The organism is Niastella koreensis GR20-10, from assembly GCF_000246855.1.
Taxonomy (GTDB): Bacteria; Bacteroidota; Bacteroidia; order Chitinophagales; family Chitinophagaceae; genus Niastella; species Niastella koreensis.
In genome coordinates this window covers 7,604,124-7,617,816 of record NC_016609.1, presented here as the reverse complement: position 1 = coordinate 7,617,816, position 13,693 = coordinate 7,604,124, and the positions used below count along the sequence as shown (strand labels likewise).

Genomic DNA, 13,693 nt, shown 5'->3' with positions numbered 1-13,693 from the left:
TTACATTCCCAAAAGCAATAGAGTGGCGGAAGTTTGTTATTAGTTTTCTTTTTTAAGAAAATAGGAGTCAATCATTTCTTGAATTAAAGGGACCACCTTGTAGTATGTCTCTTTCTTATCTTCAGAAATTTGAGTAACCGAGAGGGAGGCCATAACCAACAATTGGTAAGGAACTCCTAATACTTCAGCTATAGCTGAAAGAGTTGAAGTGCTGGCCTCAGCTTTGTCACTTTCAATCATAGAAAGATATGATTGAGTTATATTAGCCTTCTGAGCTAACTCTCCTTGTTTCATCCTTTTCTTTCTTCTTAAGGTTTCGATTGTTTGTCCGATGGAGTTCATAAAATGGTATTAAAAGCCAAGAGTTGTTTAAAATGCAGAAAATCCAGAGTTGTTATTAAAAGTCTTTTATTGACCTCATTAATAACAACCGTGGATTTAATGTCTTTGTTAGTTCATAAAAAACCCGCTTAAAACCTTAATTAATTCCAGAACTAGAATTGCAAACTTGGCTTCGTCTAATAATTCGCGAGCTTCTAAGGCCTTTTCTGCGTGATTTTTTGCGCTAACAAAGATTTCTCTGCTTTCCGGAGGCAATGATCTAGATTCAAGTAACGCGTTAATTTCTTCAATTAACTTTACTAATGAAACTTCCATAGTTCATGACCCCTGTTTTTAAAACAATTAATCATTTAATTGTTTTTCAGGTTGGTTTAATGGAAAAGTCTATTATCGATGAGCAATTATTTACTGCTCTTGAAGTCCCAGTTTTGTTGTATAAAGGTAATAGGAAATTTAAAATAAAAAAATAAATTTTTAACTGACAGTTATAATTTTATTCCTCCATTTATATCTACTTGCTAGGTAGATAAAGAAGTCAATGCAACGCTGTAATTTTTAAGCCGTTATTTGGCAAACAAAAAACCGCCCTGGCGTGGGCGGTTATCTTAAAAGACTGATGATAAAAGGGCACGGTATAAAAGCGGGTAAGTAAGTCGTTTTAGATCCTTGTGAAAATGAAAAGCGGGTTAGCGATATTTGATGTTCGGCGTTTGCTTGACGGTCATATAATAATGGTAAGCTTTTCGGAGTTGAGCCGGAGTGACAGACCAATTTTCCCACACACTGTATGTCGCCATGATCTTGCAACTGTCCTGCGATGCCGTGATCGTTTTCACCAATTTATCGTCGGAAACGTTATACACCTCAAAGATTGGTTTACCCTTTAGTTGGCTGTTGATGTGAAATTGCATGATGGAGCCCGAGTTCCAATCAATAGTATCTGAGCCGAGTAAAGGCATTTCACCAATGTATTTCAGGTAATATTTTTGCTCGGCGGGATTATTCGTGGCCGTGTAACCTGCAATGCCGCTAAACGAATAATCAGCGATATAATTCCCTGTGGTATCATATCCAGTTGCGAATTTGTAAGGATGGATGTCGATAAGTTCCACTTTGCCGTTGCCATTTCTGCCGGAATCGGAATCGTCGCTATCGTCCTTCGCCTTGTCACAAGCGATCAGAAACGTGGATATGAATAATACCAAATACCAACATGTGTGCTTCATAAATTAAACAGTTTGATTGTTAGAAATTCGTTCTATTCGTTTTGACAGATGATACACGGTTGTTGCATCCCATTGGCACCCATTGCCCCTGGCTGTCGGGATATGCCGATAATTCCAGTTTTCCGCTGTGGCCCTTAAACTCAGCCCTTCCGCTTTTGCTTTCAGGAGTTCTGGTGACATGTGTAGCGCAAAGTCGTCTGCGGCTTTTTTGTTTTTTTCAGCCAGAACTTTTCCATTGCAACCCAAAACCACGCCTTTGCTTTTGGCAACAGCCAGGCCCGCTTTTGTTCGTTCGCGCAAATGCTTTAACTCAAGCTCTGCCGCTATCGCTAACATTTGAAAGAAAAACGGGTTTTCCTTTGGGTTGATCGTCGGATAAGCCACCACCCAAAACTGAATGTTGCTTTCCAAGAGTGTTGAAATCATGGACACACGGCGGCTCAGGCGGTCAAGTTTTGCCACCAATAAAACTGCTTTGTGTCTTTTGCAATAATTGAGTGCCTTTGCAAGCTCTGGTCGGTTGTTTCTGTCGCCACATTCAACCTCTACAAACACTTTATGAACTTCATATTTGTCATGCGACATTAAAAAGCTATGGATGTCTGCTTTTGAAGCATCCAGGCCATAACCTTCTTCACTTTGCCGTTCACGAGATACGCGGTGGTACTCGACAGCGGGAATCTTCATGTGTAAAACGCTTTGTTGGCATTGATGGATAGGCCAACGTTTATCTTACAACATAATTCGTCAAAATCCAGTTTATTTGATCGAGGTCAAGAGCTGATTTTGAACGGGTTATCGATTGCGCCATATTGTAAAAACGCTTGTTTGCGTTGGTAAGTAGACGTTAGTTTTCATCCCAACAAATTATATTTGTTGTACGGTTTTACTGTTCTGATTAGCTGCGCTGAAAACTTTTTATTCCTCACCAAAACTCCTTCGCAATGAAAAACGTTCTCATGCAAGTGCTTCGAGAAACGCACGGCTACAACAAGAAACAAATTGCCGACAAGCTCGGCATGACGCCACAGGACTATATTGAACTAGAAACGAGCCTCGTCGCTATGACGCCAGAACAGGCTTACCAACTCGCCGCCGTCTATAACATACATCAAGAGTATTTCCTTGAATCGTCGCGGCAGTTGGAATTACTGTTAACGCGCAATGCGGTGGTGCAACAACAGCAATCCGAAATCGAACACTTTCGACAATTCATGTTTATTCATAAAGAATTGTTTCTGGACAGCGTATGGAAGAAGAAAACCGAAGTGAATGACGAAAACGTGAGCGATGAACAAGAAATTACACATCAATGAACAGCTATTGATTGATCTGCTGTGTGCCAATAATTGTAAGGCGTTTGAGTTCGTGCATGACACGTTTTCGCCTGCGTTACATGGTAGTTTGATTGACTTGGTTGAAACCGACAAAGAGAATGCAAGTCATATCCTGGAAGATGGGTTTTCCGCTGTCTGGCAAATTGTTCATCAATCTTACGATCAACGCCAACAACAACTATTCTCCTGGTTGCTCCATATGATGCATCAACTTGCAATGGTTGCCTTAAAACAACTCAACCGCTGGCCGTCTGCGGATGAATTGGAACGCTTGTCACTCTGTTTGCGGCGTAAATTATCGACCATGAACGTTTCGCAAAGGCATGTTATAGAATTGATGTATGACCAGGGTTATTGCAAAGCGAGGATTGCCAGCGCTCTCAATATTCCGATTGAAACCGTAGACCACCTGTTGAAATCAGGTTTTCGGGAGTTGAAAGCGTATCTAAAAACATTCATTTAAAACCAATGGCACATTTTACGGAGCACCATAAAACAAAATGGAGCCTCTTTAAACGCATTCATGAAGTCTTTGAGCAGAACGGCCTCTATGCGGCTGAAAAAGAAAAAGGCGGCTATACGCTGAACTATTGGCTTGATGTTGACAAAGTATACAGGGTTGTAAAAGGACCGGATGAAGAAGATGAAGAAGAAATAGAGGGTGATTTTATCTTTAATCACTTACCCTATGAAAGCGATGTTGAAGAAATATCCGGTTATGCCGACGAATTAACTCTTGATGCAGGTGATATCTTGGTCTTTGTCACAGAGATCGACGATACAGTTTGGTTTACTTGCACTACTATGCCGATGGACGGACAAGAAATGAACAGTGATTGGGCCATAGGATTTACCGAGTATGGCACTTTACAAGATATGCTTGATGAAGGCTTGATTGAAAAAGTTTCGTAGCGTGATAACGCCATTCATTCATTTTAAATTATGTACCCAATGCAAGAGCATGTTGAACAATTCACGACAAAAGAAGAACTATTTAAGCACGTCGATAAAATTTTGCAGGAAAACGGCACCTATCGTATCGATTATGCCGAGGACCGCGCAACGCTTTATTACTCATATCCTGAGCCAGAACGCCTCTACACCGTTTTGAAAGGAGACGATAAAGACAGTCTATTATTCTATATCCCTACACACGGCGGTAATATTCCTGTTCAACTCGATAAAGGCGACACGTTGATTTTTGAAAGCGAGGAAGAAGACGACGGCAAAGTATGGTTTTCCTATCCGAAACGTTTGATCGGGCGTGAAGCGGAAGACATGGAAGATGCCATCGGTTATACAGAATTTAGTAGTTTATTGGAGATGGACGCCTGCGGCCTGATCGAAAATAATAACTCTATTGCCCCAAGTGAGCCTATTCAAATTGCACCCTGTAAACCCGTTATAAAGAAAACAGTTCCACGCATTCGGACAAGCAAAAAATGCGACACTATCACAAAAGTGCCGGACTTATATGTGGATTATAAAATGGATGGCGCGGAAGAAAGGTCAATCAAACGCGCTAAAAAACTGTTTGAGAAAATGGAAGATGCTTTGGGCGATGTGACGAATATTTCCCAGTATATGAATAAATACGATGAGACGTGTATTCGGACGCTCAAAGTCTCTGAAGTGCACTATCTCACTTCACGGCACAATTACAAATCCGCAGCCTCTATCCGGCTTTCAGGAAAATGGTTGGAGAAAGTTGGATTTCAGATAGGCGATAGTATACAGATCGTTGCGATCAATGGAATGTTACTGATTGTGCCCGTGGCTTTGCCATTTGCTCCTCATGAGTTGGACCCGGAAAACTCATGGCCTGCTTACTGACCACGCCCTACGTCATTATTCGAACGAGTGACCAGGGCTTATGACTTGGGTGTCGCATACTGGCGTAAATTGCAGACTGTCTATGACATTCCCGATTACGATAGAATACCACAAAAAGAAAATTCGGCTTTCTGTGGAGCAACTTTATATTGATGAGCGTTTCGAGCGGTACAAAATAACCGCCCGGAATGGTGATATTGTATTGGAATCCAATCGACCACTATTCCGTGGAAAAGGTTTGAAACACCGCCCTGGCACTTGGACACAAATCGACGGCAAACCGCTCAGCACGCATGCTATCGAATTAATTGCTGAAGAAATTCAGAAGCATGTGGAAAAGAAGTAGATTCCGCTTGGATCACGCGACTCACTCAACAATCTTTTAAAAGAAAAAGGAAAAAAAGAAAGCATGACCGCAGCGGCTATAGTACAAGCCAAAAGGAAACGGAATAAAAGCTAGATCCTGTGTGTTGGACCTGTGTTTATGCCGCAGTCTTTTGGCTGATGGGCTTTACTCTGCCGATGATGACAAACAAAGAGAGCGGCTATGCACAAAGGCTGAATAGCCGCTAACTTTGCTTGTCTTTTTATTCTGTTTTTAAAAGATGGCTTTTAGGTTTTGCTCATTTGTCTTGCCAATTCTTCCAGGTAAGTCTTATCAATATAATCAGCATAATTCTGCATCATTTCAATACGCTGTGGCAGGAATTGTGCCCGGTCATAAGCCCGGTCTACACTGCTTTTAGGAACGTGTGCTAATTGCCGATCAGCCACATCATGTGAGTAATGCAATTTTTCTTTTAAAATACCCAAAGCCAGTGAACGGAACCCATGCCCGGTCATACGGCCTTTATATCCCATCCGTTTGATTGCCATGAGTAAAGTGTGGTTGCACATGGGTTCACGAGGCTTAAAGTAACCAGGTAGCAAATATTCCCTGTAACCACTAAGTGTTATTAGCTCCTTTACAATCTCCACTGCCTGTCGTGATAGCGGAACTATATGCGGTAGGCCCCTTTTCATTCGTTCGCCAGGAATTACCCATTTTTTGTTTATAAGGTCAAATTCAGTCTTTTTAGCGTGGATTAGCTCTTGTGTGCGCACGAATGTCAAAAGCATTAAGCGTAAAGCAAGGAAGGTTTTTCGGTTAATGCGATCCCGGTAATCGTACAACTTGACGATAAAATCAGGAAATTCGTCAACTGTGATGGATGCATAATGACCTTTTTTGAATTTTTTAAAAGCGACTTCCAGGCCGTAAGTTGGATCATTCTCTCCTCGTCCGGTGGCAATGGCATATTTGAAAATTTGACTACAGGCTCCTTTTAAACGTCGTGACATGTCAGGATTAGTTTTCTCAATCTCTTGTAGACAATTCAACATCATGAGCGGCTTGATGGCATGCAAAGGGAAACCCCCGATTTTGTGAAAGATATATCTTTCCAAATAGTGCTTCATTTTTTCCGCATATGATGACTTCCAGTTATCTATTTGCTTTTCATACCATTCCAGGGCCATTTTCTCGAATGTGTCGGCTTGCGCTAAGGCTGCAATTTGCTTTTGTTCTATTCTCACAAGAATGGGATCAAGGCCCTGCTCCACAAGTGCCTTTGCTTCTGTTTTCTTTTGTCGCGCTTCGATCAATGGTACGTTTGGATAAATACCAAGTGCCATGCGCTTTTCTTTTTCATGAATACTATATTTCAAGCGCCAGGACTTTACACCGGAAGGCAGAACTTCCAGGTAAAGCCCATCACTATCGAATAATTTGTATGGTTTGGTTTGAGGTTTGGCAGCACGACATTGCATGTCAGAAAGTGACATGGTTTTTCTCCTTTGTTGTCAGTTGGTTGGGGATTAAATTGGGGCATCGTATTATGAAAAGCGTTACGATGCCCCCATAAATGCCCCTTTTTCGGGTTAATGCCGGATGATTATAGGAATGAATGACTAGCGCGTTTATATCACAAAACGCTGTAATTATTGGATTTTGATGGTGTGAATTAAGCCTAGATAATCCGTGATAGGAATATACTGGTGCTGCCGAACGGCTGCTCATTTAAAGTCCTTTACCTTTGATAATACAGGATTTTTATTTTCACTTTCTGAAAGATGCCCCCACCGATGCCCCAAAAATGCATTAATGCGGGATAGTTCATATTATAATCTTGGCCAAAAAAGTGCAAGCGCTCGTACCATGTTTAAATAAAATAACCGGACAGCATACGAGGTTATGATTTTACCTTATCCGGCATTATTCGCCACGTCATTTGCTGCAAGCAAGCTTTTTTTCATGTATAAAGCGCGCCCCGCTTGATTCGAAGGAATCGGAAAAGCGGTTTTACACAGGAGATAAAATTGATTACACCGCCGCAAGAAAATGATGTTTTATTAGACCCGCCTACTGTCGCCGCTATTTTAGGTGGCACAAAACCTTTGAATGTTGGTTCCCTAGCCGTTTGGCGCTGCACGAAGCGCCACAACCTTAGATACGTCAAAGTTGGCCGTTGGATACGCTATTGGCGTTCTGACGTTATGCGTTTCTTACGTGAACGCGAACAAAGCCCCAATAAATTATAAAGCGACCAATCGCTTCCTTTCTTCCTAATGTCTACTCCATTCACAACTTATGAGGATTCGATGAAAGTCGATAACGATATTCTATTGTCTAAAATTTCGCAGGCGGAAAATTCCACATTACTCGATTATATGGCCGAACAAGGCATATCAGCAGCCGTGTGTCAAAAATATCTTCAACTAATTAAACTTTATAACAGACAAGATAAAAAGTACTTCTATGCACTAGGGATGCTTAATGAAGAAGGAGGCTTTGAGCTTGTTAATCAGAGCTATTCCGGTTGGATCAATTCTGAATATAAAGATGGTCAACGCGATGTCAGCGTTATTCGTGGGAGCGAATATCCCACACGTAAACTTCATATATTCCTAAATATGAAAGATTTTTTGGCGTTGGCTGCCAGAAAAAAGGATCATTGGTTTTCCGGTGACGTCCTTATTCTCCATACATACGATTTACTGCATAAAGTACCGCCGTATCTATATCAAAATACATACAAGCAACTTATTTCATGGATGCCTAATGACGACTACGGCAAAACTGCCATAGACGCCATGACCGCTTATTGTTTAGTCGAGCGCAGTGTTGAGCATGTCCCTATGAACCACTCCTTTGCCAGACATGAAACAATCCGCGAATGGTGTGTCGCTCAGTCGGCACTTGTCAAAGGATAGTCTTTAACGTCCGGCGTCCTTGTTCTTACCCTCAGGGATTGATGGGTTTGTACAGGACTGCCGGAATCGCTCCTTTGCTTCCACAACAATTTTCCCTGCCCTTACGGGCTTCCTCGCGCCGTTCAAAATTCTTGTCGGAACCAGTCGCTGTGTTCCGGCGTTGCGTCCCTGTACCCATCACCCTGAACAGAAAGAGCATGAATGACAACCGTACAGCAAAAAAAATCATCCGTAAGCCGCCAAGACCTTCACCAACAAGTCACCGATACGATCATTGAACAACTCGAAAAAGGCGTTGTTCCCTGGCACCAGCCCTGGAATACACCGGATGCAGGCTTAGCGCTTCCCAACAATTACACGACTGACAACTATTATCGTGGTGTCAATATCCTGCTGCTTTGGACTTCCGTTGCCAAAAATCAGTTTTGCACGCATGAATGGGCCAGCTTGAAACAATGGAACGAAAAGAAAGAGTTTGTCCGAAAAGGCGAAAAAGGCACACGGATCATTTATTACAATACCGTAGAAAAAGAGGTTGATGGTAAAATCGAAGAAATCCCTTTCATTAAATCCTCGATTGTTTTCAATCGCTGTCAATTGGCAAGTTTTACGATTGATAGCTTGGAGGAAGCGCCACAAGCGGATCTTGTTACCCGTGTTAAAAAAGCTGATGAGTTTATCGCCAATACAGGCGCAGATATTGCCCACCATGTTGGAAAGGCTTATTTCACGCCGTCAGATGATAAAATCTTTATGCCTTATTCCGAGTTCTTTATTGAAACGTCGGAATGTACTGCTACCGAAGGCTATTATTCAACCTTGTTTCATGAGTTGACCCATTGGACAGGTCATTCAAAACGCCTCAACCGAAAATTCGGTGCTAAAAAAGGGGACAAGGATTATGCCGTCGAAGAACTAGTTGGCGAGCTTGGCACCGCCTTCCTATGCGCAGAGCATGACATCACCGTTCTGCAAAGTGGCGAGCATGCCAACTATATTGCTCATTGGCTGGAAATTCTCAGAAACAATAAAAAATGCCTCTTTACTGCTGCAAGTCAAGCATCAAAGGCGTGTGACTATTTGCACGGCTTGCAACCGAAATAATTCAATTACCGCAACTGGCACCGCCTCACATAGGGCGGTGCCTTTTTTTATTCAAAAAATTTTATTCCCCTCGCGAGGCAATTTTCATGATCCGCATGATTCAAGTTAAATCCGCCGCCCATGCCGAGGACTATTTCAACGATGCGTTTCTGCAGGGTGACTATTATATCAATGACCAGGAGTACCCAGGGGCGTTTCACGGCAAGGTTGCAAACCGCTTAGGAATTGCGGGGCCGACGACAAAAGAGGCGTTTCATTCACTGTGCTGGAATATCAACCCGGCTACAGGTGAGACACTTACGCAGCGCACCAGTGATAGCCGCACCGTTTACTATGATATCAATTATCATTGTCCCAAATCAGTTTCCACAGCCTATGCGGTTTATGGCGACGAACGTATTCCTGCCGTGTTTCAGGAATCCGTTCATGAAACCATGCAGGACATTGAAGCAGACGGACAAACACGGGTCCGCAAAAACGGCCAGAATGAAAACCGCCCTACAGGTGAATTGCTATGGGGCAGCTTTTTACACCTGACTGCCAGGCCCGTTGATGATGATACAAACCCCGATCCGCACATACATTCTCATTGCACCGTACTCAATGCGACGTGGGATGATACGGAGCAGGTATATAAAGCAGGGCAATTCCGCGATATAAAACGCGACATGCCGTATTATCAGGAACGCTTTTATAAGCGACTAGCCGATAAGTTGACGGCGTTAGGTTACACTATTCGCCGCACCGCCACCGCCTTTGAACTGGAAGGCATACCACAGCCAGTCATTGACCTGTTCTCTAAAAGAAATGCAGCAATCAAACGGATTGCCAAAGAGAACAATATTACAGATGCCGCAGAGCTTGACCAGCTTGGCGCACAGACCCGCGCCAAAAAGAGAAAAGATATTTCTTTGGCTGAATTGAAACAAGATTGGTTGCGACAGGTTGCTGAGTTGAACCTGGATGACGGCAAAAACAGCGGCGATCCTGTAACGCTGGTTGTATCGGTCACGCCTCAACAATGTATTGACCATGCGCTTTCACAATGTTTTGAACGGGCATCTGTCGCGCATGACCGCCGCATTTTGGCCGCTGCTTATCGCTATGGCTTGGAAAACTCTTGCCTATCGCTTGATGACATTACCCAGGCATTCCATCAGGACAGCCGTATTGTTACTATTCAGGACGGCCAGAAAATTATGTGTACCACTCATGAGGTACTGGCTGAAGAAAAAAGGATGGTTGACCTTGCCATTGCCGGCAAAGGCCAGCTTACCCCTTTATATAGAATGGTGCCGCCGCTTGACGTTGCAGGCGATCAAGCCACCGCCGTTACCCATGTATTGACGACATTGGATCGAGTATCGAACGTTCAAGGCGGAGCTGGAACGGGTAAAACCACAACGCTAAAAGAACTGGTCAAGCATATCAATGGCACCGGAATAAAGTCCGTTCTTGTGGCGCCGACAGCCAGCGCCTCGCGTGGCGTCATGCGAGAGGAAGGTTTTAAAGAGGCTGATACTGTTGCACGCTTGTTGGTTGATACTGAGATGCAAAACGCCCTGCAGGACGGTTGCTTGATTGTTGATGAAGCCGGGCTATTGGGAATAAAAGATATGACGGCCCTGTTGCGATTGGTGACGGAGAAAAACGCGCGACTGATATTGTTTGGTGACACGCGCCAGCACCCCAGTGTTGTGCGTGGGGATGCATTGCGTATTCTCAATACCGTTGCCGGAATTAAAGCGGCAGAGATCAATAAAATTTACCGCCAGCGTCATGACGGTTATCGCAAAGCCGTCGAGGATATTGCAGTGGGTAATATCACATCGGCCTTTGAACGCCTGGAAGAATTTAACGCCATTACCGAGATTGAAGCCGATCAACTGAACGGACAACTGGTAAACGAGTACATGCAGGCGATCAACCAGGGCAAAACCGCCCTTGTTGTTTCTCCGACACATCAACAGGGTGAAGCCGTCACCGCTGAACTACGAAACGCCCTGCGAGCCAATGGAACTATTGGCCAGCATGACATACCTGTAACCCGGTATATCAATCTCAACTACACCGATGCAGAAAAAGCCGATGGCCGCATGTATCAACCAGGTTTTGCCGTACAGTTCAACCAGAACATGCCCGGCATTACCCGTGGCACTGTTTGTCAGGTCAGTAACGTGTCAGGTGATACCTTTACCGTTGTAGATCCTGCCGGAAATGCTTTGCCTTTGCCGTTGGATAAGGCTCATCAATTCACCGTCTACAGGAAAACTGTCATACCTCTAGCAATCGGTGACAGTGTGACCATTACACGCGGCAGTAGTGACCGCACAGGCAAGCGACTAAATAATGGCCAAAGCCTGAAAGTTGTTTCCGTGGATGAAGGCAGCGACATCATATTGATAAACCCCACCACCAAAGTTGAATATCGTGTAAGCCCTGAGTTTGGCCATCTCAATCATGGTTATACAACCACGTCCCACGGGGCACAGGGACGTACCACTGATGAAGTATATATTGCGATGCCAGCCAGCACCTTTCCTGCCTCAAACATGAAACAATTTTATGTGTCCGTGTCACGCGCCAGGGATAAGGTGCATCTCTACACGGACGATAAAGCTGCCTTGATGGAGCAAGTCTCACAGATAGGTGACCGACAATCGGCGCTTGAATTATTGGGGCCGACTGAACTCAGTCAGTTTGTGGCAAGGCAATGGGCCTACCTGGAATCACCGCCACCACAACTAACCCTCGCCCCAGAGTCACAATCACCAGCTATCGAAAGACCTGTAAGACCGTATGCACCCAAGCCAGTCATTCAATAAATTATCCCAAGAGTGGAAGGAAGGCGACCCCACGCCCCACCAATCGGATGTTATTCCAGCTATATCGTATAACTGTTTAACGGTGCATTGGGCGAACGGCGAAGAAATGACCTTTTACTATCCCTTCTTGATGTCCGTAAGGTTGTTTTTAGCAGGAGAGCATAACTTAATCGTGTTACGCTTTACGTCTGAAAGATTAATCCTGAAAGGTTACAGCCTGAAACCGTTAAAGCGGTTATTCGCCCGCGAAAAGCCGTCTGATATATTCGTATGTGATCAACGCTATCTAATGCCAGGAACAGCGGGCCAACCTATCGTTATCGAGGCTGTGGTGGAAGAACGGAAGGGCTGAGGTGGCGTGTAGTTAAAACATATATACTGAACAGTCAGACATCTTCCCTAAGCATGCTTAGGATGTACACAAAATAGTAATACTTAAAGTTTCATGTTCAAGATTGCTAAATATCATCACCCATCCCATAAAACGGAAATCCAAGTTCGTCATCTCCAAGCGACAACCATGCCGTTAAATGAATATGCCTGAATGGAAACAATTTTAAAGATTTCCAACCGTATAATCTGGCTTTTATTTTGTCAGGTAATTCAACACTATTTAAGTCGTACTCGACATAATAAGGCGATTTTTTTGAAGGTGCGTCAAAGTCTGCAACTAAAAAAGCCGGAATAAACGTTAAAACATTCTTGGCATCCATGGTGCATTTATGGCCCGCCTGAATATTTTCATCGCGCCAATTTGGGGGGATATAATGAAAATTATAATTCTCTTTAAAATGCGATTTTATTAAATCACTATTCCGTTCATAACTACAATTTGAAATTGTAACTACATTATGAAAATAATCAAACACAAATTCGTCATGGATATATTCTGTTGAAACTGAACCAAAGTCACTAGCCTCTATTTTTGACAAATCAATTTGCTCCTTTCGACCTAATGTAATATAACTTTTAAATCCTGGAAAATATCCCACTTGAAAATCAGATAAATCGCTAAATTGAAGAGATCGACAAATTACTTTTTCACCATAAAGTTCATAGATTTTCCAATCCCTGTAACTGAAATCTGATTTATCAAATTTCTCGCGTGAAAACAGCTCATCGTCATCAAAGTATTTTTCTGTGCGTCGCATTACAAAATGTTTAAACATCTTTGCAATGGCTATTTCGTATGGAAGCACGTCTCCATATCCAATATTCCATACATAATATTGAGAAATAGTATCAAGGGCATTGTAAAATTCATCATGAGTAACCTCTGATGAATTTTTTTCATTTCTCTTGTTGTCGGATGTTTCAATAGTTTCTTCTGTACTTATAGCTTCTAATTTTTGATAAGCATTTTCATGTTTTATATTATAAGTACTATCAAGGTTCGACTTCCATTGCTCAAACGCAGCTTTAATTAATTTGTAGTCATCCTGTAATTCCAGATTTAACTTATAAAATGCGTCATTAAACTTTTTGCAAAAATCTATATAGCTCTCCGCTGGCAATGTCAAATTACCCTTACGAGCTTGGGTGAATTTATTTTGTAATGTCCCAGCACTTATTAGCTTATCATTTCTTTTAAATTTTAATATTGCCTGCAATGTTTCATACAAATCTGGCGAAGAACCATCAACTTGTTTAGGCTCTTGTTCATTAATAAAATCTGCGAACTTTATAAATAGGGCAAAATCGACGGTCGTATTTACAAAGAGTTTAACGTCATCCACTGAGTTAATAGTTTTAATCCTGCAAACGGCAGGTAATT

14 protein-coding genes are annotated in these 13,693 nt (G+C 42.8%); 8 read left to right on the top strand and 6 right to left on the bottom strand.

The genetic code is table 11. The features are described 5' to 3' along the window. Positions 1-39: 39 nt before the first annotated feature. The 4 genes from NIAKO_RS37325 to NIAKO_RS30200 all read right to left on the bottom strand — a co-directional run bounded on the left by NIAKO_RS37325 (position 40) and on the right by NIAKO_RS30200 (position 2,255). A complete protein-coding gene (locus tag NIAKO_RS37325) occupies positions 40-342 on the bottom strand; it encodes a helix-turn-helix domain-containing protein (RefSeq protein ID WP_014222273.1) in 303 nt (100 codons plus the stop codon). A gap of 108 nt (positions 343-450) precedes the next feature. Then, positions 451-657: a hypothetical protein gene (locus NIAKO_RS30210; RefSeq protein ID WP_014222272.1), complete on the bottom strand. Its 207-nt coding sequence runs from the start codon at positions 655-657 to the stop codon at positions 451-453. Between the two features lie 371 nt (positions 658-1,028). Beyond that, positions 1,029-1,568 carry a hypothetical protein gene (locus tag NIAKO_RS30205; RefSeq protein ID WP_014222270.1) on the bottom strand — a complete coding sequence of 180 codons (540 nt, stop codon included), beginning with the start codon at positions 1,566-1,568 and terminating at the stop codon, positions 1,029-1,031. Between the two features lie 3 nt (positions 1,569-1,571). Continuing rightward, a complete protein-coding gene (locus NIAKO_RS30200) occupies positions 1,572-2,255 on the bottom strand; it encodes a recombinase family protein (RefSeq protein ID WP_014222269.1) in 684 nt (227 codons plus the stop codon). 257 nt (positions 2,256-2,512) lie between these two features. Between NIAKO_RS30200 and NIAKO_RS30195 the strand changes: the two genes are divergently transcribed. The 5 genes from NIAKO_RS30195 (at position 2,513) to NIAKO_RS30175 (ending at position 5,084) form a co-directional block, all read left to right on the top strand. Then, positions 2,513-2,884 carry a helix-turn-helix domain-containing protein gene (locus tag NIAKO_RS30195; protein ID WP_014222268.1) on the top strand — a complete coding sequence of 124 codons (372 nt, stop codon included), beginning with the start codon at positions 2,513-2,515 and terminating at the stop codon, positions 2,882-2,884. Then, entirely contained in the window at positions 2,859-3,368 is a 510-nt protein-coding gene (locus NIAKO_RS37320) for an RNA polymerase sigma factor (protein WP_014222267.1), read from the top strand. Before NIAKO_RS30195 ends, NIAKO_RS37320 begins: the two co-directional genes overlap by 26 nt. A gap of 5 nt (positions 3,369-3,373) precedes the next feature. Beyond that, on the top strand, positions 3,374-3,817 hold the full coding sequence (locus NIAKO_RS30185; protein ID WP_014222266.1) for a hypothetical protein: 444 nt from the start codon (positions 3,374-3,376) through the stop codon (positions 3,815-3,817). 39 nt (positions 3,818-3,856) lie between these two features. Continuing rightward, positions 3,857-4,738, top strand: a complete 882-nt coding sequence (locus NIAKO_RS30180; protein WP_014222265.1) for a SymE family type I addiction module toxin — start codon at positions 3,857-3,859, stop codon at positions 4,736-4,738. A gap of 82 nt (positions 4,739-4,820) precedes the next feature. Beyond that, on the top strand, positions 4,821-5,084 hold the full coding sequence (locus tag NIAKO_RS30175; RefSeq protein WP_041347486.1) for a hypothetical protein: 264 nt from the start codon (positions 4,821-4,823) through the stop codon (positions 5,082-5,084). Positions 5,085-5,350: 266 nt separating this feature from the next. Here NIAKO_RS30175 and NIAKO_RS30170 read toward each other — a convergent pair whose 3' ends face one another. Further along, the gene (locus NIAKO_RS30170; RefSeq protein WP_014222263.1) at positions 5,351-6,562 is read right to left on the bottom strand and encodes a tyrosine-type recombinase/integrase; all 1,212 of its coding nucleotides are present in this window, start codon (positions 6,560-6,562) and stop codon (positions 5,351-5,353) included. Positions 6,563-7,378: 816 nt separating this feature from the next. On the opposite strand from NIAKO_RS30170, the gene NIAKO_RS30165 reads away from it, so the two are divergent. From NIAKO_RS30165 to mobF, 3 genes are all read left to right on the top strand, one after another. Continuing rightward, on the top strand, positions 7,379-7,990 hold the full coding sequence (locus NIAKO_RS30165; protein WP_041347484.1) for a hypothetical protein: 612 nt from the start codon (positions 7,379-7,381) through the stop codon (positions 7,988-7,990). Between the two features lie 201 nt (positions 7,991-8,191). Continuing rightward, a complete protein-coding gene (locus tag NIAKO_RS30160) occupies positions 8,192-9,094 on the top strand; it encodes an ArdC family protein (protein WP_014222259.1) in 903 nt (300 codons plus the stop codon). An 86-nt stretch (positions 9,095-9,180) separates the two neighbouring features. Continuing rightward, on the top strand, positions 9,181-11,919 hold the full coding sequence (mobF, locus tag NIAKO_RS30155; protein ID WP_014222258.1) for a MobF family relaxase: 2,739 nt from the start codon (positions 9,181-9,183) through the stop codon (positions 11,917-11,919). Positions 11,920-12,377: 458 nt separating this feature from the next. Here mobF and NIAKO_RS30145 read toward each other — a convergent pair whose 3' ends face one another. Further along, the gene (locus NIAKO_RS30145) at positions 12,378-13,655 is read right to left on the bottom strand and encodes a hypothetical protein (protein WP_014222256.1); all 1,278 of its coding nucleotides are present in this window, start codon (positions 13,653-13,655) and stop codon (positions 12,378-12,380) included. Between the last annotated feature and the right edge of the window lie 38 nt (positions 13,656-13,693).